The 21,343-nt window shown below is 31.2% G+C and carries 19 protein-coding genes and 2 pseudogenes; 9 read left to right on the top strand and 12 right to left on the bottom strand.

The window, feature by feature from the left end; genetic code table 11:
* The 4 genes from VK90_RS21585 to VK90_RS21570 form a co-directional block, all read right to left on the bottom strand.
* The coding region (locus VK90_RS21585; protein ID WP_048375120.1) for an RNA-guided endonuclease TnpB family protein at positions 1–703 on the bottom strand (703 nt) is incomplete at its 3' end.
* Positions 704–965: 262 nt separating this feature from the next.
* Complete coding sequence (locus VK90_RS21580; RefSeq protein ID WP_048375119.1) at positions 966–2,330, bottom strand: erythromycin esterase family protein; 1,365 nt, start codon at positions 2,328–2,330, stop codon at positions 966–968.
* A 356-nt stretch (positions 2,331–2,686) separates the two neighbouring features.
* Positions 2,687–3,307, bottom strand: a complete 621-nt coding sequence (locus VK90_RS21575) for a hypothetical protein (RefSeq protein ID WP_048375117.1) — start codon at positions 3,305–3,307, stop codon at positions 2,687–2,689.
* Positions 3,308–3,506: 199 nt separating this feature from the next.
* Positions 3,507–3,689 carry a hypothetical protein gene (locus tag VK90_RS21570; RefSeq protein ID WP_048375115.1) on the bottom strand — a complete coding sequence of 61 codons (183 nt, stop codon included), beginning with the start codon at positions 3,687–3,689 and terminating at the stop codon, positions 3,507–3,509.
* A gap of 763 nt (positions 3,690–4,452) precedes the next feature.
* On the opposite strand from VK90_RS21570, the gene VK90_RS21565 reads away from it, so the two are divergent.
* The gene (locus tag VK90_RS21565; protein ID WP_048375113.1) at positions 4,453–5,079 is read left to right on the top strand and encodes a chloramphenicol phosphotransferase CPT family protein; all 627 of its coding nucleotides are present in this window, start codon (positions 4,453–4,455) and stop codon (positions 5,077–5,079) included.
* A gap of 1,571 nt (positions 5,080–6,650) precedes the next feature.
* On the opposite strand, the gene VK90_RS21560 is transcribed toward VK90_RS21565, so the two are convergent.
* From VK90_RS21560 to VK90_RS21550, 3 genes are all read right to left on the bottom strand, one after another.
* Positions 6,651–7,025 carry a hypothetical protein gene (locus VK90_RS21560; protein WP_048375112.1) on the bottom strand — a complete coding sequence of 125 codons (375 nt, stop codon included), beginning with the start codon at positions 7,023–7,025 and terminating at the stop codon, positions 6,651–6,653.
* A gap of 459 nt (positions 7,026–7,484) precedes the next feature.
* Positions 7,485–8,162: a serine/threonine protein kinase gene (locus VK90_RS21555; protein WP_048375110.1), complete on the bottom strand. Its 678-nt coding sequence runs from the start codon at positions 8,160–8,162 to the stop codon at positions 7,485–7,487.
* A gap of 99 nt (positions 8,163–8,261) precedes the next feature.
* On the bottom strand, positions 8,262–8,882 hold the full coding sequence (locus VK90_RS21550) for a recombinase family protein (protein ID WP_048375108.1): 621 nt from the start codon (positions 8,880–8,882) through the stop codon (positions 8,262–8,264).
* 378 nt (positions 8,883–9,260) lie between these two features.
* On the opposite strand from VK90_RS21550, the gene VK90_RS21545 reads away from it, so the two are divergent.
* The 4 genes from VK90_RS21545 (at position 9,261) to VK90_RS21530 (ending at position 12,231) form a co-directional block, all read left to right on the top strand.
* On the top strand, positions 9,261–9,812 hold the full coding sequence (locus VK90_RS21545; protein ID WP_331457109.1) for an ATP-binding cassette domain-containing protein: 552 nt from the start codon (positions 9,261–9,263) through the stop codon (positions 9,810–9,812).
* Between the two features lie 71 nt (positions 9,813–9,883).
* Positions 9,884–10,789 carry an ABC transporter ATP-binding protein gene (locus VK90_RS21540; protein ID WP_048375105.1) on the top strand — a complete coding sequence of 302 codons (906 nt, stop codon included), beginning with the start codon at positions 9,884–9,886 and terminating at the stop codon, positions 10,787–10,789.
* Between the two features lie 2 nt (positions 10,790–10,791).
* On the top strand, positions 10,792–11,517 hold the full coding sequence (locus VK90_RS21535) for an ABC transporter permease (protein WP_001159645.1): 726 nt from the start codon (positions 10,792–10,794) through the stop codon (positions 11,515–11,517).
* A gap of 15 nt (positions 11,518–11,532) precedes the next feature.
* Entirely contained in the window at positions 11,533–12,231 is a 699-nt protein-coding gene (locus VK90_RS21530; RefSeq protein WP_025151333.1) for an ABC transporter permease, read from the top strand.
* Between the two features lie 209 nt (positions 12,232–12,440).
* Here VK90_RS21530 and VK90_RS21525 read toward each other — a convergent pair.
* Positions 12,441–13,010 (bottom strand): annotated as a pseudogene (locus VK90_RS21525) (IS6 family transposase); the annotation flags it as partial.
* Between the two features lie 806 nt (positions 13,011–13,816).
* Between VK90_RS21525 and VK90_RS21520 the strand changes: the two are divergent.
* Positions 13,817–14,467, top strand: a complete 651-nt coding sequence (locus VK90_RS21520) for a Yip1 family protein (protein ID WP_048375099.1) — start codon at positions 13,817–13,819, stop codon at positions 14,465–14,467.
* Positions 14,468–14,938: 471 nt separating this feature from the next.
* Here VK90_RS21520 and VK90_RS21515 read toward each other — a convergent pair whose 3' ends face one another.
* Positions 14,939–16,153 carry an MFS transporter gene (locus VK90_RS21515; protein WP_048375096.1) on the bottom strand — a complete coding sequence of 405 codons (1,215 nt, stop codon included), beginning with the start codon at positions 16,151–16,153 and terminating at the stop codon, positions 14,939–14,941.
* A 57-nt stretch (positions 16,154–16,210) separates the two neighbouring features.
* Positions 16,211–16,687: a MarR family transcriptional regulator gene (locus VK90_RS21510; protein WP_048375094.1), complete on the bottom strand. Its 477-nt coding sequence runs from the start codon at positions 16,685–16,687 to the stop codon at positions 16,211–16,213.
* A 289-nt stretch (positions 16,688–16,976) separates the two neighbouring features.
* Between VK90_RS21510 and VK90_RS21505 the strand changes: the two genes are divergently transcribed.
* From VK90_RS21505 to VK90_RS21495, 3 genes are all read left to right on the top strand, one after another.
* On the top strand, positions 16,977–17,336 hold the full coding sequence (locus VK90_RS21505; RefSeq protein WP_231595928.1) for a MarR family transcriptional regulator: 360 nt from the start codon (positions 16,977–16,979) through the stop codon (positions 17,334–17,336).
* Positions 17,337–17,565: 229 nt separating this feature from the next.
* The gene (locus tag VK90_RS21500; RefSeq protein WP_048375092.1) at positions 17,566–18,210 is read left to right on the top strand and encodes a hypothetical protein; all 645 of its coding nucleotides are present in this window, start codon (positions 17,566–17,568) and stop codon (positions 18,208–18,210) included.
* 670 nt (positions 18,211–18,880) lie between these two features.
* Positions 18,881–20,422: an S-layer homology domain-containing protein gene (locus VK90_RS21495; RefSeq protein ID WP_025147344.1), complete on the top strand. Its 1,542-nt coding sequence runs from the start codon at positions 18,881–18,883 to the stop codon at positions 20,420–20,422.
* A gap of 295 nt (positions 20,423–20,717) precedes the next feature.
* On the opposite strand, the gene VK90_RS21490 is transcribed toward VK90_RS21495, so the two are convergent.
* Positions 20,718–20,921, bottom strand: a complete 204-nt coding sequence (locus VK90_RS21490; protein WP_048375090.1) for a hypothetical protein — start codon at positions 20,919–20,921, stop codon at positions 20,718–20,720.
* Positions 20,922–21,018: 97 nt separating this feature from the next.
* Positions 21,019–21,343 (bottom strand): annotated as a pseudogene (locus tag VK90_RS21485) (alpha/beta fold hydrolase); the annotation flags it as partial.

Here is a 21,343-nt window from a genome sequence, read left to right as displayed (position 1 = left end):
CCTTTATTCGTTGTTTATTCCAGCTAGAAGATCCTCTCGTTCTTCTAGAAAGAACACGCTGTGCTTTGGCTAACTTCTCTTCTAATGATCGAAAAAACTTCGGATTTTTATAGGTTGTTCCATCTGACAAAATGGCAAAATCTTTTAGTCCTACATCAATTCCAATGTAAGAATGTGTTTTCGGAAGTTCTTGCACTTCTGTTTCTACTAACAATGACACAAAGTATCTGCCAGAAGGGTTCCGTCTAACCGTAGCATTTAAAATACGTCCATTTACTTCACGACTTTTGGCAAATCGAACAAGACCTAGTTTTGGCAATTTAATTTTATTTCCTACAACGGCAATGTTTTCATTTGTTTGTTTTGTGGTGTAAGATTGTACGGTATTCTTCTTAGATTTGAAACGCGGGGCACTGTTTTGTTTTTTGAAAAAACGTGTATAAGCATCCGCAAGGTTGCGAACAGACGACTGAATAGCAATGCTATCTACTTCTTTTAACCAAACAAACTCTTTCTTCATGGCAGAAAGTTTGGCAGAGCAAGTACCATATGTCAAACCTTTTCCTGTTTCTTTGTATGCGTTATCCCATAGAGATAGGAAATGATTGAATACAAAACGAGAACAACCAATCGTTTTATTGATTAGTGTTGCTTGTGCTTTATTTGGATATATACGAAATTTATATGCTTTATTGATAATCATTCGTTTCACCTCCAGTTCGACATATATCTATTATAGAGCAAACATACATTCGATAGGTAGTGAATTGATAATGACAAATTATCCAGTAACACTTTACATATGTCGAACAATTAAGATGGCTTCATGCCATCCCTTGTCCGAAGCCAATTCATCTCCCACCTACTCACTAGGCTGCGACCCTTCATGTTCGTTGAGGAAGGAGTCTTCTTGGCTAAAATGATAAAAAGTGCACCATCCTATCTTAATGGCGCACTTTTTTATTTTATTTAATCCGAGAAGGTGTAATATGTTCTAGCCATAGAATGCCATCATACTGTTGATTTGGAATCATAATTTCATCCTGAAATCCCCAATGTTGTGCAATTATTGGTGTACACATCCAAGATGTTTCAGGACGATTTTTCTCACCTTTTAAATTTACAAATACTTGTGGATGTTGCGCAGCTTTCAAAATTTCTTCGATACTATTGGATTCATGTTTCTCCTTTACATATTGGATTGTTTTATTGTCCACAGAGTCTAGGCTACTTCCGCTATACGCAAATAAACCAATGGTATACATCTGATCCTTTATACGATTTGGTAGGTAATCTATCATATTTGGTCCTACGAATCCAAATTCATTTGTGAAATCCTTAATCATTTTAGAATTCTGTTTTCGAATATGATAATTATGACCCCATACCATTATTTTTTTACCTGTATATTGTATTTCACTAAGCCATGCTAAGTTTTGAGCCATCTTTTGGTCACGTGAATATAATGAGTAATTATTGTAAATAGTGTAGTCAAATGGAATGCTATACTGCTCTTTCATTTGATTTGACATATATGTTTTAAGCGAATCAATACGAGTACTAATTGTCTTTTCTAAAAGATTTACATCATATAATGATTTAGGTGCCACTTGTCGTAATTCATCCTTATGTTGTTGGATAAATTCTTTTATCCTTTCATATTTGCCTATAAGGGGTGTCTGCATTGCTTGAAACTCTTTATAGGAAGACACAGAACGATATTTAAAGATTTCACCTTCCGCTTCTGTAAGTAAATTAGCTACTTCAGGATTCAACTTCCCAATCCATTCGGAAGCATAGGTTGCAAATGGAAATTTTTCAATTTTATACGGGATTTGTATGTCAAACCCCGTTATTATAAGGGGTGTTCCTTTTTCCTTTTGTTCCTTTATGTATTGAAATAATTCTTCCACGTCTTCTGTAGACCATACATCAGATATAGATTTCTTCATCGCTTGTTCAGCTGTTAAATTATCTAAGTTTTGATACCCTGTATTTGCTTCCGCAAACCCTGATTCAAATGCAATTACATCATAATCCATTTCTTCATGTAAATACTTAATTATACGAATCTTTGATTGGTTCATTTCTGTTGAACCATGTGTTGATTCACCAAGGAGAACGATACGTTTGTCTTGTACCGTTTCTTTCAAGAATGATAAATCCTCATACGTATAAGCAGTTGGTTCTTTTAATTTTTTTGCATGCTCCCTAACCCATTCTTGCCATTTTGGCTGATCCACTGGTTTTTCTTCAGCTGTTACTGCCGTTGTAAATGTCGTTAGTGCAAGAATAGATGCTGTAATTCCTACTTTCCACTTTGATAACACACATACCCCTCCTGTATTTGCTAGATTCCCCACCCATTTATGAAAAGAATTTTCTATAACCAATGTATGGGCTTATGTAATTCATTTCCTTACATTTATATTAATAAATAGATATGGTGAAAACAAGAGAAGAGACATAAAATTCATTTTAATTAGAAAAGATAAAATAATTATCTGAGGCTTTACCCATTCACTCAAATTTGGGAACAATTCATTTCTTAAGTTGATGGGCAGGGGATATCGCCAACATTTTGAAAAAACACGCTAAGCAAAAAATATAATAAGCTGACCATATGGACAGCTCATTTACATAATTATCGTTCTCGGAAGTTGAATCGCATTAATTGATTTTACAATTATTCTTTGACATCAAACCAAATCAAGAATTTGGCAACTACCTGTTCAGCAAGTTTTTCATCAAACTGTTTTATACGATTATAAAGAGGAACATGCGAGAATTCTTTTAAATCAGTTTCAATATTCTTGAGTTTGGTTATCAAATTGTCTCGTCCATACTCGATGCAATACATATCATCATTTGAAAGATTCTGTTCCCAAATGCCAATATAGTCATCTGACCATACATGAACTATATCGTCTTCGAATTGTAGTGTAGGATATGGGTTATGTCCCATCCAAGGGCTACTTCCCTCTATAACACCATTAAAAATATCACGCCAACCTTCTAGCCCAGAGCAACAACTTGGAAATATCATTTTTTCTTCATCTTCAATAAATAGAATACCGCCCGCCATAACAATACTTTCCGCATTAAGTAAATCTTTAAATGCTGTAATTGGTCCATTAGAAATGTCAATATGGTTATAACCAAACAGTCCTACCAAAAACAAATCAACGTCTTGAGGAGAATTGTTTTTGGTAAGTGAAATATATTCTTTACATTCAACTTTATCAAGCCAATCAGGAAAATCGTAATACAGTTCTTGAACAATTGCTTTCACTTTAGGTTCAGACATGTTTTTTCACCTCTTTATCGGTTTAGTTATTATTTAGAAGGTAATTATCCTCTCTTGTATTGTATATTCTATACATATCTAGTCAACATAACGTAACATTATAGGGATTCAATATTTTTAGAAGACTATTAAAAGTCCTCTAGTTCGTTTAACTGGAGGACTTAGTTGCAAGAAGATAAATGGGTATCACTTTTTTGTTTTATTTTTTCTCACTAATTTTAAGCCGTTTGGCATTTCCGAAAAATGTGCTCCCAATTATGAATATAACGAAAGAAAGATACATTGTTATCCCTGAATATTTATTGTCAAATATTGTAGTATTAAGTAAATTAATAAACATCATCAATATAAGTGATATGTACAATCCATTAATATATTTCACTTATGCCCCTCCCTTTTTTTTCTTTCATCTCTTTTTTCGGCAACTTCTATGTAATAAATAGTGGTTTCTAAAGGCATTATTTAGAATCTCCTTTTCCCCTATTTTACTATTTAAAAGAAGTGATATGTTGTTTGATTTTGGTTGTATATTGTATACATACTTGGTTAATATAACGTCTCATTATCGGTAGCAAGAAAAAGGGGATTCCTTATTCTCACAAGGAATCCCCTTTTTCTTTTTCTATAATCCTATCCATTTTATATATATTCCTATTCTGGCATGGGTTTTAAGGTTCTCATTTGTTACTGGATTAGCCGAAAAACTGTATAAAATCTTGCATGTTCTTAGGGGTTACCATATATGAGCGCTACGTATTTGACTCTCTCAATGACCAACATTACTTAACGTGGTAAAATAATATTTGGATGGGAGTCCAATGTTATTAAAATTAAAGTGGTTATCAAGTCGGAGGAAGGCACCTTAGGGTGTATTTTTTTTTAAAATATATAAGCGCACCACCCCTTTCCTAATAGGGGTCCCCGGCTCATTTTTTCTTTTTTTAACCTTTTGTACAGAGATAATAAAGTCGTTTAAAACATAATAAAGTTGTTTTAAACGACTTTATTATGTTATTCAACAATTGGGTCAGATTGTGAAATAAGAAAGGACTGTTGAGGATCATTCTTGAATTTGTAAGTTATTCCTTTAAAGGGAAAATCGGAGTTAAGATTACAAGGTAGAATCATGAAAGGGGTATTCCTGTATGTTACCAATGGATAAACCTGGACAAATTGTTATTATGAACGGCACTCCTAGATCTGGGAAATCTAGCATCGCCACTGTAATCCAGAGTACGTTTAAAGGTGTGTGGATGAACTTAGGAGTAGATCAGTTCATCCAAATGACCCCAGAACGCTATCAGCCAGGTATTGGGTTACGTCCTGGTGGCGAGCGACCTGATATTGAGTCCTTGGTTATACTTATGTATAAAGCCATGTATGAGTCTATTGCTGCACACAGTCGTTTAGGGATAAACGTTATAGTTGATGTCGGTCATCATGACAATTATTCCGTCCCACGGGGAATTCTGCCCGAATGTGCACGGATACTAAAGGGACTGCCAGTTATGTTTGTTGGGGTTCATTGTCCAATTGAAATTATTATGAAACGACGGATAGAAACATGGAAAGTTAGTTACTCAGAAGATGGTTCAATCCCATTACCAGTAAAACTATGGCAAGAGTCCGTCCATGAGCCCGGTATTTATGACTTAGAAATCGATACTTCAGTACTAAACCCTGAAGAGTGTGCTAATTTAATTCGCTTGAGGCTCGAAAATGGTCCAACCCCGACAGCATTTCAATTAATTGAACACATGGGAACTGACTAATGCTTTGTTATGGAACGGATTACAGTATAAACCGCGGTTTTTCTATGAATCAGGTGATTATTTCACTCTGATATTGTAGATCAATCTTCCATTAAAGGGCGCTATTGTTGAATAAACCTTAGATTTTTAAACGACTTTATTGTTTATATTTTTGAGTACAGTGAAGTATCTTATATCAAAATTAAACAACTATATTTTAACCCCGTCTTATATTTAGAACGGGGTTATGCTTGTTTTTGGTGTTAAAATATAATAGCTTTATTGTCTATTTTTCTTAAGTTGATGGGTATGTATGGTGCCCCCCTCATGCCTCCTTACAGGGAGAATGATACGGCATTTTTTATTTACCTAATTACCGAGCTCTCACATGTTTTAAATAGTTACCTATCCCCTAATCACCGAGTATGTTTATTTCTCTAAATCACTGTCCATAATAATAAATAAAGACAAACCCTTTATCCTTAAGATACAAGCTCTTTCTCAAGAGTATCAAACTCGGTGATTAGGGTAGAGTGGTATAGAGTTTTTCCGTTCATATTACAAGTAAGGTTTGATTTTAAATCAAGCTTTACTTAAAACTAAACACAAAAAAATATGTACTACTGTCTATCGTTAGACAGTATCTTTGATAAACAATAATCTTTTTATGCAATATTGCATAAAAAAACACCTGTTACTCTTGCTATAATTTCAAGAGTAAACTGTTGCATCCAACATTTTATAATCTTCTATATTCATTAATATAGAAACCCTAATTACAGACAAAAAGGGAAGAATATTGGTGGTTCTTCCCTTTTTGCTTATTTTTTTAACAGTCTAATGTTTTATTTTATAGTCTAAAATATTTTTATTAATGAAACCTAGTAAAATTCAAAAATACATAACTTTAGTTAGCAAACGAGAATTAAATACCTCATTATTGTCTCTGTTATATTTAAAAGTTTCTTCTCTAATACAATAAGAAAAGCAAAAAGAACTTGTAGGAATCACTACAAGTTCTTTTTCAAATAATGTATAAAAGGTGAATTAAACTATCTCATTACTCGTAACGGGGAAACCATCTTACATATGGCTTGATTTCATTATATAACAAATATTAATATGTAGAGGCTTATGTTTGAAAATTATGTGAATTCATAAATGAAAGTCCGTCTTTCTTCCCTAAAAATCCCACTATTTATTTCGTATAAACTACTTTAAATTAACATCTATATCATAATAAATTAGCAGAAATATAGATATATGTAAATACAGAAGAATGTAAGTGGTTAGTTTTAAAGGACTTAGAAGTTCTCAAATACACTTATCAGAATTGAATTATAGTACTTTAAACAAACGAAAAAGAATTCCACTAGGAATAGCAATTAAAAAAGCACTCATTCGAGTGCTTTTTTATTGAACAGTAATACTTTAATACTCTATAATTAACTTTGGGGAAGGTAATGTGAGAGTATTAGACGTAGTCTTAGCATTATCTTTTATTTGATAAACCATGAAATTGAATAATTTTGTGGTTTATTTTTTATAAATCCACAAGTTTTAAACTATTTTTCATAAACGTAATCATGAAATTAACATCGGATTACAGATCCAGAATAGAGAGTCAGGAAATGGTCACCTATATCAATTATAGTGGTTGCTTGTATATAACCTTTAAAACCATTTGATGAATAATAAATTTCTTTTGGAATACTATCTTTAACCTGATAACTAGTTTTTGAGTACTTCACATAATGGCTTGTGATTACTTTTGATTCAGGGACAATATTAGCTCTTTGTTCAAAAGTATTTGCGATAGTAGAAGATGAATTAAATTCAACATTTTTCTGAGAAATACGATCCAAACTTTCAGCTTTTACACCTTCCGTTTGAGAAAAGGCACCTAAGCTACCTAATCCTATTAATGTAGCAAGTGTAAACTTTGAAACCCCTGTGAATTTCCCCATTTTATAAGCCTCCTTTAAATTTTTTATAAGATAGATCCTTACACTTCACAGTCTATATCTAACAAATAGACTGTGTACATACATATCATTAGACAAAATTCTACACTATGCTCTATTTTTTTTAGATTATGTATAATAATCCGTTGTTCAAAAAGTTGTCACAAATAAAAAGTGATAATGATAACAAAGAAATGAATAGTATATGCGTTGCTTGTATTATTATTAATTATCTTAATATTCTTTAATAATTAGATAAAATCTATTTGGGGTACCGCCACACCATCATCAACTTAATATATTTTGAAGTATCCCCAAAACGATAAAAATGAACTTCTTTCGATAAATGACACAATTTTTTCGTTTTGGGGGCATTATAAAATTTAAACTTGATAGCAATGTGGCGGTACCCCGGATTACTTCATGAAGTTATAAAATTAGGACCGTACATATTAGACATATCTAAAATGTACGGTCCTTTTGCAATTTGAATTTCTTTTTAAGCTTCTTATATTTTCTATATGAACGTCTAACAATGTTTAACATGAAATACGGTATTTTAACAGGGAAAGGCAATTTATAAATGAAAGGCAAGTAAAATGTAAAATATGCCTTTTCTAGGTCTCTCCACTTACTATCTTCTTTTGTTTTTAAGAAATCAGATACATCGACTACATATCCCCTTCCGTTTTCCATCATCACATTTTTCCCGTGAACATCACAAGGAGTTAATCCTTGTTCCCTTGCATACTCTAAAGCTTCAGTGATATCAAGGATTACCTGCTTAGGAATTTTAATCCCCTTATGAATAGCATCGTATAAGGTAATTTCTTTTAAACGTTTCAATACTATGAAATTTTCTCCTCTATATATAAGCTTCGAATAAGAAGGATGATTACCGATTCTTCGGTATACTTCCGACTCTTTTTCAATTCCTTCTCCTTCTCGCGCGTAAACTTTCACTATCCAATCTTTGTATTCTTTGTGCATAAATACTGCGGCATAATTACCTGTCCCTAAACACTTCCAAAGTCTAGGAATATCTTTAACTACTACAGGCTCGAATTCATCCTCACTTCTTATGCTTACCTCTTTTAATAATTCATCCTTTATCAATCCCACAAAACTATTTATACTCATCATTTCCACTCCGGTTTTGCTAAAAGGGGTCCCACCCACATTTTAACGAATGTTGGTGCTACCTCAATTACTATCTTAACAAATTAAAATTTTGTCTCTCTATTCTTTTATTCTTTCCTCATACTGTTTAGCAAGCTTATAAAAAGAAGAACGTTTGATGCCATACTTTTTCATGGCTCCTACTGCTGTAATTGAACCAGATTTCCATTCCTTGTAAGCATCCGTAAATTCTTCTGTTATTTCGACAGGCGGACGTCCTAAACGTCCACCTTGTTTTCTGGCAAGAGCAATTCCTTCAGCTTGACGTTGTTTAATATCAATGCGCTCTTTTTCTGCAAAGGCAGATAATATTGTCAGTGTTGCTTTTTGAATTGCGCTCTGAATAACATCATTTGTACTTTCTCCAGTGTAATTGACGTTAATGTATGGTTCCTTTATAAATTGTAAATTTACTTTATGTTTTTCGTAATATCTAAATTCTTCTAATGTATCATTCATATTTCTTCCAAGTCTTGTCAAGGAATCAAATACAATGGTATCTCCTGTACGAACAAGACGTTTTAGCATTTGATAATTCTCTCGCTCCATATTTTTTCCAGATTCTTTATCTATGAAAATATCCCGTTCTTCTATCCCTACATTCTTCATATTCTGAATTTGCCGTTCTTCGTTTTGATCTTTACTCGAAACTCGCACATATCCAAATTTTTTATGTTTCATATGCTACACCTCATTGATAATGATAACAATTATGTCTGTAAATGTATATAAAATAAACGGATGTCTGTAAAATGAGAAACAGATATTTATAGACATGGTTTTTTATAGTTTCCTATGTATCTGTAAAGGTATACTTTTATAGACATAACAAGCGTTCTTCACGTCTTTGAATAATTAGTGATAAAAACTAAACCACAAGGTGTACCTTTTGGAACATTACAAACAAATCAGGAAGATGACTATTCTGAGATGCCTATTAAATTTATTTAAATCTATGTTATGATTTTATAAAAATATTTTTTAAGGAGGATTTTTATGGAAATTGTATTAAATACAAAAATATTCACGGAAGAACAAAAAGTTGGATTGAAACCGTAGATAGAACAACTTGTTACAGATTTATCTAGGGACTTAGATATATCTTCACTACAACAGTTCATTGTTCCAGCTGACTTTACTGAAGAAGTAATTTCTTTTCAAGAAAAATATAATAAGGAGGAGAAAGGACATACTAAAAATGGAAATGAGGAAGCAATGGCAAAAGTTATGTATTATCGTGATAACAATAATATCTCGTTTAATTTTGATGATCTAAGTAATTATATTCAATTTCAAAGTATAAATGATATTTTTATATCTGAGGGAGGAACAAATTTCTCCGGTGGCCAAAGACAAAGGTTAGCTATGTTACGCCTGTTTATGAAAGAATATCCGCTTCTTATTTTAGATGAACCAACTAACCATTTGGATAGAGAAACGGCAAATGCTGTTATTGAAAATATATTTGCCATACCATCCACTAAGATTATTATCACTCATGACGAAAATATTTTAGAGCGTGTAGATAGAGTTTATGAACTTACTGATAAAAAATTAGAACAACGAGAAATATCTTCTAAATCCAGATTGCAAACATTAGGTAAAGGATAAATAGATATTTAATAAATCAAGAATTTAATAGATACTTAATTTTATTTGGGAATGAGAAAGTGAGGAACAAAATGAAATTAGCAATTCAAGCTAAAAATTTAGCAAAATCTTTTGAAAATCAATCCATTGTAAGTGATTTAAACTTATCTGTTCCTGAAGGAAGTTTATATGCTTTTATTGGACCAAATGGTGCAGGGAAAACAACAACTATGCGAATGTTATTAGGATTAATTCCATTAGATAAAGGAACGATATTATTTAATAATAAAGATATCAAAGAATGGAAAGAAGAATTATTTGAAAATGTGGGTTGTTTTATTGATTCACCTACCTATTATCCTAATTTAACAGCATATGAAAATTTAGCCTATGTACAAAAAATGATTAATAAACCTTTAGATGAAATAGATAGAGTATTAAAAACTACAGGAATATATAAAGCAAAAGATAAAAAAGTTAAAGATTTTTCTTTAGGAATGAGACAAAGGCTAGGTATTTCCTTTGCTATTCTTAATAATCCTAAAATACTAATTCTTGACGAGCCGACAAATGGATTAGACCCAGAGGGAGTACACGAGATAAGGCGTTTATTACTGCATTTAGTAAAAAATGAGGGGAAGACTATATTTATTTCTAGTCATAATTTAGCTGAAATTGAAATGATAGCAGATCACATAGCATTACTACATAAGGGTAGCTTACTCTATGAAGGGAATTTAAACAGTATTATTACTTCTGGAGAATATATTGTTCATGTTAAGGATACTGCTGCCACAGAGAGGATTTTAAATACAGAGGGTATACCTTATAGCATAGAAAAAGAAGGGGTATTCAAAATAATAATAGATCAAGATAGTGTTCCTAATTTAACCAGAATATTAATTAAAAATGATATAGATATTTTTGAAGTTAGCCCTAAAAAGCCAACATTAGAGGAAGTATTTTTATCTTTAACTAAACAAAAGGAGTTACTATAATAATGCAATTTATCTTTAAAAGTGTAAATAGTGAGATGAGAAAAATTGGTGGGAGAAAATTATTATTAATTTCTTTGTTTTTTTCATTATTATCAAGCTTTTTGTGTATAAGTTATTTTATTTTTAACAAGAATAATCCTGACATGTTTCAATCTACAAATCTTATAGCAATTACAGTAAACTTTAATACACTAACGTTAAGCATTTTTTCTGCTTGTATGTGGTATTTTATCATTTCTTCTGAAAATAAATATGGTACTTGGGCCATTATTTATACAAAACCCATTTCAAAGTTCAAGTTATTGGTAGCTAAAAATTTATTGTTTATACTGTTCTATTTAATCTTTAATATTTTAAATTTTTCGGTTATGGGTATCTATACTTTTATAAATGGATATGAAATATCAATACTTTATTTTTTAAAAATGTTGATACTTTGTACCATTTTATCTTTAGCAATACCATATTCTCAATTGCTTTTTCACTTAATTATAAAAAAGGGAATTCTTGCGGCATCCTTGTCAGTTATTTGGATATTTTTTATCGTAACATATGGATTATTCCCTTTAATATTTACAAAGACATTTCCAATATTTTATGCATTGAATATAGTAAGTGACGTAATGTTTAAAGAAACAACTATTTTATTATATCTTGCAAGTTCTTCAATATATATTTTAGGAATTATGTTATTGACTGTGAGTTTTAAATATTATACATATGAATAATAAAGGGTGAAATAAGTGGGTATTTTAGGTGAATATAAAAAAAGTCTTCATAATGGATTGTATATCCTGTTACTAGTATTTCTGTTGGTACCAATTAGTTTTCAAGTTTTTCTAACTGTATCGCCTCAATTAAAAGATGGCGTTTTCATGCATATAGCGATTCTGAGCCTTTTTTGTAGGTTATTTTTACCTATTGCGATAGGTCTATTAGTGTCATTTTCTTTTGTAAACGAATTCAGAAGAAAAGGATATATGTCTGCTATTTATCATGGGATCACTTTAAAAACTATATTAAGTAATAAGTTTTTGTTTTGCTTAATAATTACTTTTTGTTATTTAATATGTGCTTTAGTCATAACTAGTATACCTATAGTATTAACGGTTGATAATCTCGGGACTGTTTATCAAAGAGTAAGTTTTTCTATACTTTTTATGGTAATTAGCTCTTTAATTATTGTGAATCTACATTTTTTAATAAATATAATATTTTATAAAATCCCGTTACTTTCATTATTAGTAGGGGTTATAGGTGGACTAGGTAGTTTTTTTATCTCTCATACAAACTATTGGATACTATTCCCTTGGTCATATCCAATTATGAGTCTTTATTTTGATAGCATTGAACCAAAACAATTATATATTATTCTCATTGTATATCTATTATCATTACTAGGTTGTATATTTATTATTAAAAAATCAATAAGATGGAATTAAAGTTACAATGAGGAGTGTAGCATTATTAATAATAAAACATGTTGTAGTTACTACAATATGAATCTCGATACGTTCAGTCGAGCAATAAGACATGCTGATCAAGTGTTATTGAATTCGAAGAAGCTAAAGTATGATAGATGTCACTGGTTCTGGTGCAAAAATAAAACAAAAGAGAATAAAGCACATATAATTCCTAACGGAATCGTATCTTATGTTGCAAGTCCAAACAATTGATGGATGAATTCTTTTTGATTTTGGACAGACTGGTTCCGTAAAGCAATCTGTTCTTTTTTAATCATATGCATGGCTTCTACTCCAGAAATAATGGATGTAGCTGTGTCAAAAGATTTAAGACCTAGCGTAGAACGGATTCGCTTCTTTATAAAGCGATAATCTTGTTCTACTATGTTACTCAAGTACTTTTGTTGTCTAAGTCGCATACCGTTAGGTATGCTTTTTTCTTTTTTCAACTGTTCAATTGCTATAGGATAAGCTGGGTTCTTATCGACTGTTATCACACGTGGCTTTGAAACATGAAAAGACCGCAAAGCTTTCTTGAAAAAGCGCTTTGCAGCCTTATGATCTCTTGTTTTGCTTAGGCAAAAATCGATTGTGTTTCCGTTCGAATCAACAGCACGATACAGGTACATCCATTGACCTGTTACTTTGATATATGTTTCATCGACTCTCCAAGAGTCATTTATTTGTTTGAGGTAACGTCGGATCCGTTTGTCCAATTCAGGACCATACTGATGAACCCAACGCATAATCGTTGTATGGGGTCCCGCCAACTAAATGACCTAAAACCCACGTTAAGACATTTTTTGGAAGTGAAAACCTTGATTTTTGTACGCTAAGGGCTGTAACTAAAATGAGCGTTTTTGTTACAACATTGGTTTCAAGAAGCGTTAGTCTTTATTTAGCCAATTTAGCTGTAACAAACTACTGTATCAAAAATAATTCGTAACATTATTTGTCACAATCCTTTTTGTTACGCTAGAAACCCGTTTATATCAAGCTTCCTTTCCCTTAGCGTGGGTTTTATGTTAGTGCGTTGGCTGTACCCCATTAATAGATTAATATTGGATAACTTTGCCTATCCCCCTTTTCGGGGGATGGGCAAAGTTATCCTAAATCGTTTTTTTTAAATTTTTTTATTTTTTTACATTTATTACAAATCACTTTTATATTCACACATTTTGATTTTGAAATTTAAGCACTAATTTTTTAAATCTATTGAATTTCTCTCCTCTTGTTGGTTTTGAATAGAGTTCGATTCAAAGTATGCTATAAATGTTGTTTTTATTAAAGAAGAACTCTTCATATTTTAAAAAATATTGGTCAAAAATAGATTCGTTGTTATGAATTAATGTACAAATATTGTAATTACTCAGCCCATAGTTAAAAATACAAGACAAATAGAGGTAATTGCTAAGAAGCACTACCCCTAAGTTTCAGATGAAATTAAATGATTGAATATTTATATTTAAATAATCGACTATTTATGCTTTAATATTTCTATGTACATAACTGGGATAATTGGGGATTTATATTTAATATCTTTTAAGAAAGGGGAATTTTTTATATGGAAACTCCAGAAAATCAATTTAAACGTGCACTTAATCCTTGGTTCTCCATTTGGACAAAACCACGTGATACAATGAAAGAAATTTTTATATCCAAACCCAAGAATGTGTTTTTACTCATTTTATTAGGCTCATTCGTACAGACTTTAGATCGAGCATCTTCTAAAAATGTGGCGGATTCAATAAGTAGTCCATTTTCAATAATCTCAATAGTTATATTCGGTACCTTCGTTGTTTTCTTAACTTATTATTTTTTGCTACCAGCGTTATTTAATTGGGTGGCAAAAAAACTTGGTGGACAAGGTACCTTTGAAAAAACACGTTACTCAGTTGCCTATTCTTATATCCCTTACGTTTATTCTCTTATATTAGTTTGGGTGCCTTCATTTTTCTTGTTTGGGATAGAAAACTTTACGAGTGAGACACCGGAAATGGATAGTAGCATAACTTTAACGATTTTGTTTCTTATTTTTGCCATAATTGATGTAGTTATTGGAATTTGGACAATTATTATTTCTTTAAAATGTTTAGGAGAAGCACACCAATTTTCAGCATGGAAAGCATTATTAACAATAATAGTGTCCTTTATGATTATCATTCTTCCATTGGTAATAATAGTATTTCTTATAGTAGGGGTTATAACCCTTTAATAATTTATTTGCTTCTTATTTATCCAAACGTTTTCTACGTGCTGTTAGTAATATTGACTTGCTGCGGTGTACTAGTGGTTAACACGTGAAAATAGAGATATAAAAGAATTATCGTAACTACTCAGCCAGTAGCTACAAACGCAAGACAAATAGAGGTAATCGCTACGAAGCACTACCTCTCATCTTTAGTTGGGGAAAGACCCAATTGGGGGTACAGCCGCATGCCCATCAACTTAAGAATTCAGAATTACCCCAAAACGAAAAAAATGAGCTTTTTTTATTACTTAACTAAATCTAATTTCTCTTATTAAAATCTCTAATTACCTTATTCAAAATTATAAAAAAACAATATATTAAACCTTTTATTATGAACAGGATTACCATTTAATTAACCATAATTTTATTATGGTTAATAATTTAACTGTATAGTTTATATATTAATTTTATATGCTGAAATAATAGATCCTTTTCTTATTTTAGATTTTCTTGTTTTGGCACAATTTTAATAGACCTCTTACTAATCCGTATAAGCATGCCAAAAGAGAGAAAAATAAAAAATCCTCCAAATAGAGTAAATACAACTGTAGGCTTGAAATGTGCTAATAATAATCCCGAAACAATTGGTCCTACAGCCATTCCCATATATCTAATAAAGTTAAACATTCCCATTGCACTTCCTCTATTATGCTCAAATTCATTTGCAATCATAGTAGCAAATAAAGGAGTGAGGATACCAATTGATATTCCGTGGAGAATTAAAGCAACTGTTACGCCAATTAAAGTATTCGAGTGTGTCACAGCAAATAATATAACGCTCAAAGCTAAGACTACATTTCCAGTTATAAAAAGCTTTTTTTGTGAAATTTTTGATTGAATTGTTTTAAAAGCCATGCTACCAATTATTAAACTTATAGCCATGGGTAAGTAAAGTAAACCCACTACCTGTAAACTTAATTGATAATGATCTGTTAATAAAATTGGTAAGTAAACAATGAAGGAGAAATAAAGAAAAAATGCAAAGAAACTTAATATTAATATGGAACTGCCCACTTTGCTTTTAAATATAGAAGCATAGTGAGATATAAGTGTTTTCCCACTCAATTCTTTTTTACTTCTTATACGATCCTTAGGGAAATATATCCAATTAGTGATGAATAGAATTACAGATACTGCTACAAGTAGCCAGAAAACACCTGGGTAATTATATTTTTCCCCAATAAAACCTCCTAACACAGGTGCAACAGCAGGGGCAATGGATAACATGGTTTGATATGTACCCATTGCACTTCCTCGTTGTTCTCCTTGAAATATAGAACCAATTGTAGTTGCTGCAATAAGTGGTATTGCAGCTGTTCCTACAGCCTGTAAAATTCTACAAATTAAAAACACCGTAAAGTTACTTGTAATTGCACAACCAATACTCGCTATAATTGTTAAAATAATACTTGGAATAAGGATGGTCCTAGCTCCTTTAAAATCAATTATAGAACCAAAAACAATTTGCATAATTGCCGTAATAAAAATAAATATGGAAACTGAAAGGTTAACCATTGTTATAGACACTTGGAATGAATCCCGAATTATCGGGATTATAGGAGAATAAATATTTTGGTTTAAAGAAGCGAAAAAAGCACTAATACACAACAAATATAAAAGAAAAGAAGCACTTGATTTAACACGGTTCATGCTATCCCTCCTAAAAGATTATTAATAATTAGCTAACTTATTTAAGTTAAAATAACTTTATTTTCCCAACATTTTATCGTTAATATTTTGTAAAAACTTCAATATTGCGTTTTGTTCAATTTCGGAAAATGAATCGACAAACTGATAAAATTCATTTTCTTTCTGATCATGAATTTTCTGATGTAATTCACAAAGTGATTGTCCTGCTGGAGTTAGTTGATAATATACTTCCTTTTTATTATCAATTGATTGAAAACGAGTGATTAAATTTTCTTTTATTAATTTGGTATTAATTTTTGTGATATTCGCCTTAGATAAATTCATTTTCCTTGCAATTGTAATATTATTTATTGGTTGATTCTCACCAATACAGGCAATTACGTGTATACTTGTCATATTTGTCGGTACATGTTCTATTTCTTCCATTTTTGCTTGCTTAAAAAAAGTCTCAATATCCTTATCTGCCTTTTGTTCATTGAGATGTAACAAATGTAAATAATTATCGTAGATTTTCTGTTTTATGCCCTTTTTCATTAAATGTTTCTACCCTTCTTTATCTTTTTTATCTAATTATTGTTTACCGGTAAACAATTTTGATTTTATATCTTCACTTAGCAATTGTCAATTGCTAAATTAGAATTTATCTAATTATATAAGCATCTTTTATTTATATATCTTTGATAATAAAGCCCTATTATATTAAAAAAATTAGTTTTAACGCATACAAGTCATTTTTTAAAATTGTTGACCTGATTATTGTTTACTGGTGAACTTTTTATATAGTTAACCGGTAAACAATAATTCTAGATAGGGGAAATTTAATATGACAAATATTGTCCATGAACAAACCTTAAAAGCTATTGAAGACTTTGTCATAACAAGAGAAAAGAAAAAATATGCATCTCAAGAAATGATAAAAGAATTAGTTAGTGAATCTGAGAATATTAATAAAAATTGGACTCTAACGCAACTACATATTGTTTCTGTGATTCATGAGAGTAAACAACAAATGAATAACACTTTATTATCTATGGAACTAAATATTTCTAAAGCAACTATCTCTAAAGCTATTCGCGTTCTTATTGATGATAAAATTTTATTGACGCATCAAAATACAGATAAAATCTTTGCACCAGAACCGGTTCATGAATATGGAAATCTCATCTATCAAATTTGGAACTAACTTCTTCCAAAACATTGTTCCTCATTTACCAACCTGTTTATATTTTTTCAAACTTTGCAACAGAACCACATTGTTTTAATTGAATTTTATGTTATACTTCTATAGGCATCTGATTTTTATTCTATATAAAAGTATGTGAAAAGCCCTTATCAAATCGATAATGGCTTTTCTATTTTTCATGAAGATCGATTATATGACATGAGCAATAAATTTAAAGGAGAATTATAAAATGATTTTTCCAAGTAACATCAATACGTCTTACGAGTATTCAATTATAGAAATTCAATGTTTACCTTGTATTTCTACAGCACCCGATTTTTATGATAATTTTGTACTTATTTGTAGTACTTATCTTAACAAAAATGATAAAGCACATGGTCATACTACATTTGAAATTCAATCTATAAAAGAACTGTCTTATAATAATCCAAATGTAAAAAATGCTAAGAAGTTTGTATACCAAGGTGGGGCTTTGAAAATAAATGATTTTGTAACAATTACTCAAGCGGAATCAGATTATGATACGAAATTCATAGCGAGACTTTCCTATCAATATCATAGCGATCAAGAGAGGGAATATATACAAGAGCAAGATTTACTCTTATTTTCCATTTCTGAAGGGCCAAAGGGGCAATTGTCTAATATTCCTTATTTATATCTTCCTCCAGATTTTAAGAAGTATATAGAATATTATCAGGCTAAGCACGATTCTGAAGTTCTTCACACTGCTTACTCAATATTAGAACATTTCATAAAAGAACATGATTGTTCAGAATCTTTCATTAATCAATTTGAAATTTTAAAAGAAAAACAAAAGAATAAATCTCTTATCTTGTATGATAGCCTTTTACGGAATCAATATAGGAAAATTTAATTTATTTTCATAGAAACATCAAAAACCCTTTAAATATTATACAAAATATGCCTATTGGTTTAAAAAAATGAAGAAAATGCATAAATGCATAAATGCATAAAACTATATATGTATTTTGTAGTATCCTAGACTGTATCTGTCTAAAAGTCTTTCATAGTACATTTTTGACACTCCCACCCCTAAAGGGACAAGCTGACATACGTCAGTGGGATTCTTGCTACCAAAGGCGAAGTCCATTTCTGGTATCGCTGACGTGCAAGATTGCGATTTGCTATCACCACTCCCAGGACAGACCGTATAGGTTCATGGGTTAAGGTGCTGTTGCCATACCGTACAGATTGTTTGGTTCTCCTTATGTTTTAGCGTCTTGTACTTGACGACATATATTGTATGAGGTTGCACGAAATGAAATTGATTCGTGCAACCTCATACAATATTCATTTTTCATAGAACATTATTGTTTTAGAGTCTTTTGCAGGACTTTGAGGCCATTTTAATATGTTTTGCTACGCAAAAGCGATACTTTCATCCCATACTTAAAGGTGGACTTAAGTTCTGCAGGGGCTTTCTCGTATCGTAAATCTGTAAATTTTAATTAAAAGATACCAATTGTTTGATAAACTTAGTGAAGTAAAGTTAATTACTTTAATATATTATTAGGAGAGAATTTATGAGTAAAAAACTATTAAAATCAATAACATCATTAACGATGGTAGGAGGTGCATTGTTAGGAACAAGTAGTGATCCCGTAAAAGCTGAAGTCCAGTCAGGGGGAAATTCAGTTGTATTTAATGATGTTCCCAAAAACCATTGGGCAAATAATGCCATTACGAGCTTAGCTAATCGTAATATTATCGGAGGATATGGAAATGGAATGTTTGGCCTGGGAGATAATGCTACTCGTGAACAGGTGGCAGCTTTAATTTATCGTGTGCTAGCTCCTGCTAAAAAAGGAGGCACTCTTAATAAGGACAATTCTTTTTATATTATGCAAGATGGGTCTCAGCTTAAAAATCCATATAAGGACATTAATAAAAACTCAACAATGTTCCTAGAAGAGATTCTATTTTTGACAGACATAGGAGTCTTTAAAGGGGATCAAAATGGGGAATTTCGACCAAAAGAATCATTAAGTCGTGCAGAAATGGCACAGGTCATCAAGACTGCTTTTAAAGTTCCTGTGTTAAGTAAACATACTTTTAATGATGTACCAGATGATTCATGGGCGAAGGACGCTATTAGTGCCGTACAGTCGAATAAAATTGCATCAGGTACAGGTAATGGAGGTTTTGAACCAAATAAAACTGTAACTCGTGAACAGTATGCACAGTTTTTATTTAATGCATTAAATTATAGGGAACAATTAAATACACAAAATCCTGATGTGACGAAACCAAATAATGAAGATACGAGTGTACAAACTGAGGTACAACTATTAGAAGCTTATAAAAAAGACATGAAAAATTATATTAATAATCATGAAGAAGATATAACTATAACATATAAATCTAAACAATCTAATATTAGAGAAGTTATGGATACGCTTGTTAAAGCATATGATGAGACAGTTGATTCAAATGAATACATGAAATATAACATCTCAAATACACAATATTCTATTCGTGGTATTCCAGGAGATTATGTATTTACATTAAAAATTACATACCGTGAATCAAAAGAGCAAATGAACTATGTAAAGACACAAGCAAAATCAGTTATCACTTCTATTGTTAAAGCTGGTATGGATGAACATGAAAAAGTAAAAGCGATTCATGATTATGTCGTAAAACATGTTTCGTATGATACTTCTTTCCAGGCTTATACGGCATATGAAGCTTTAGCAAACCGTTCTGCTGTTTGTCAAGGGTATGCATTATTAACTTATCAATTATTAAAAGAGGCAGGAGTAGAAGGTCATATTGTAACAGGGACTGGAAATGGACAACCTCATGCTTGGAATCTAGTGAAAATTGAGGGGAAATGGTACCATCTTGATACAACCTTCGATGATCCAATTCCAGATGTAGAAGGACGTGTAACTTATTCATACTATAATTTATCTGATGAACAAATTGCTAAAGATCACCAATGGGATCGTAATCAATTTGCGAAAGCAACAACAATCTATAATAATGAGTTAACAAATAAAATTCAGATTGGTAGCCCGAAAGCAATGGGATATCAGAAAATATTAACGGATATCAAACGCTAAAATGAATCTATGTAGTTTGTTAATAAAATAAAACAATGCACAAACAATTAATTGAGGCCTGTGTAACAATGGACCAGTACTAGCTAAAAAAAGAATCCCATAAACAAATATGATATGGGATTCTTTTTTTAGCAAATTTAAGTTGGTTTTTAAAAAAAGCTTGATTATTTTCTATCTGAGTTGCTCCACAATAGCGCCCTTTTATGGAATAACTAAAATATAATCATAATCCTAAAATCACTTAATTCTTATTAAACTAACGCTACCCGTTCGTTTAATAGGGTATATGGAATTATTAGATTATATATGTATCAATTTCTTTTAAAGGATTTTTTAATTCAGATTTATTAATATTAATCTTTATCGCCTCTTCTGTGAGAATATACTCAATTTTTTTGACCCCATCATGTGCATAATAGATATATTTAACATAAGGTTCATCTTCAAAAACATAGCCATCACTTAATTTAGGCTCAGGATCACCGATATATCGCAACATTAAAGTTACAATTTCCTCATCTGCCCACCTTAACGAAGTTGATATTATTCCTCCTCAATTATTTTCAAATCCTCCATAAGTTTCAACCTTATATCGCTCACTTTCCCATCCCCTTTAACATTAATAAAATCTCTTCTATCACAATATCAGGTTCATCATGATGTATATAATGTCCACTACGACTAGCAATCCGGAACTTACTTGACGTTGACAGCCATTGGAATTCTGCTTGTAGACTTTGTTCAATTTCTAATATTTCTTGAGAGGGCCATCCATCTTCATCATTATCGGGTAAACCTCTTGTAATAATTGAGAGAGGGATGTCACTTTGTTTTGAATAATCAACAATTTGCTTATAACTCTGTATTTTATCAATTTTCTCACTATTCAACATAGGATTCTCGAAATATTCCCTATTTCCT

It is taken from the genome of Bacillus sp. LK2 (assembly GCF_001043575.1).
Classification (GTDB): Bacteria; Bacillota; Bacilli; order Bacillales; family Bacillaceae_G; genus Bacillus_A; species Bacillus_A paramycoides.
This window is presented reverse-complemented; position numbering and strand designations above follow the sequence as displayed.

What these genes read in the sequence shown, in the direction of transcription:
- VK90_RS21575 (WP_048375117.1), bottom strand. Translation starts at nt 3,307, where the DNA reads ATGTCTGAACCTAAAGTGAAAGCAATTGTTCAAGAACTGTATTACGAT.
- VK90_RS21565 (WP_048375113.1), top strand. Translation starts at nt 4,453, where the DNA reads ATGTTACCAATGGATAAACCTGGACAAATTGTTATTATGAACGGCACT.
- VK90_RS21560 (WP_048375112.1), bottom strand. Translation starts at nt 7,025, where the DNA reads ATGGGGAAATTCACAGGGGTTTCAAAGTTTACACTTGCTACATTAATA.
- VK90_RS21555 (WP_048375110.1), bottom strand. Translation starts at nt 8,162, where the DNA reads ATGAGTATAAATAGTTTTGTGGGATTGATAAAGGATGAATTATTAAAA.
- VK90_RS21550 (WP_048375108.1), bottom strand. Translation starts at nt 8,882, where the DNA reads ATGAAACATAAAAAATTTGGATATGTGCGAGTTTCGAGTAAAGATCAA.
- VK90_RS21540 (WP_048375105.1), top strand. Translation starts at nt 9,884, where the DNA reads ATGAAATTAGCAATTCAAGCTAAAAATTTAGCAAAATCTTTTGAAAAT.
- VK90_RS21535 (WP_001159645.1), top strand. Translation starts at nt 10,792, where the DNA reads ATGCAATTTATCTTTAAAAGTGTAAATAGTGAGATGAGAAAAATTGGT.
- VK90_RS21520 (WP_048375099.1), top strand. Translation starts at nt 13,817, where the DNA reads ATGGAAACTCCAGAAAATCAATTTAAACGTGCACTTAATCCTTGGTTC.
- VK90_RS21515 (WP_048375096.1), bottom strand. Translation starts at nt 16,153, where the DNA reads ATGAACCGTGTTAAATCAAGTGCTTCTTTTCTTTTATATTTGTTGTGT.
- VK90_RS21510 (WP_048375094.1), bottom strand. Translation starts at nt 16,687, where the DNA reads ATGAAAAAGGGCATAAAACAGAAAATCTACGATAATTATTTACATTTG.
- VK90_RS21505 (WP_231595928.1), top strand. Translation starts at nt 16,977, where the DNA reads ATGACAAATATTGTCCATGAACAAACCTTAAAAGCTATTGAAGACTTT.
- VK90_RS21500 (WP_048375092.1), top strand. Translation starts at nt 17,566, where the DNA reads ATGATTTTTCCAAGTAACATCAATACGTCTTACGAGTATTCAATTATA.
- VK90_RS21495 (WP_025147344.1), top strand. Translation starts at nt 18,881, where the DNA reads ATGAGTAAAAAACTATTAAAATCAATAACATCATTAACGATGGTAGGA.
- VK90_RS21490 (WP_048375090.1), bottom strand. Translation starts at nt 20,921, where the DNA reads ATGTTGCGATATATCGGTGATCCTGAGCCTAAATTAAGTGATGGCTAT.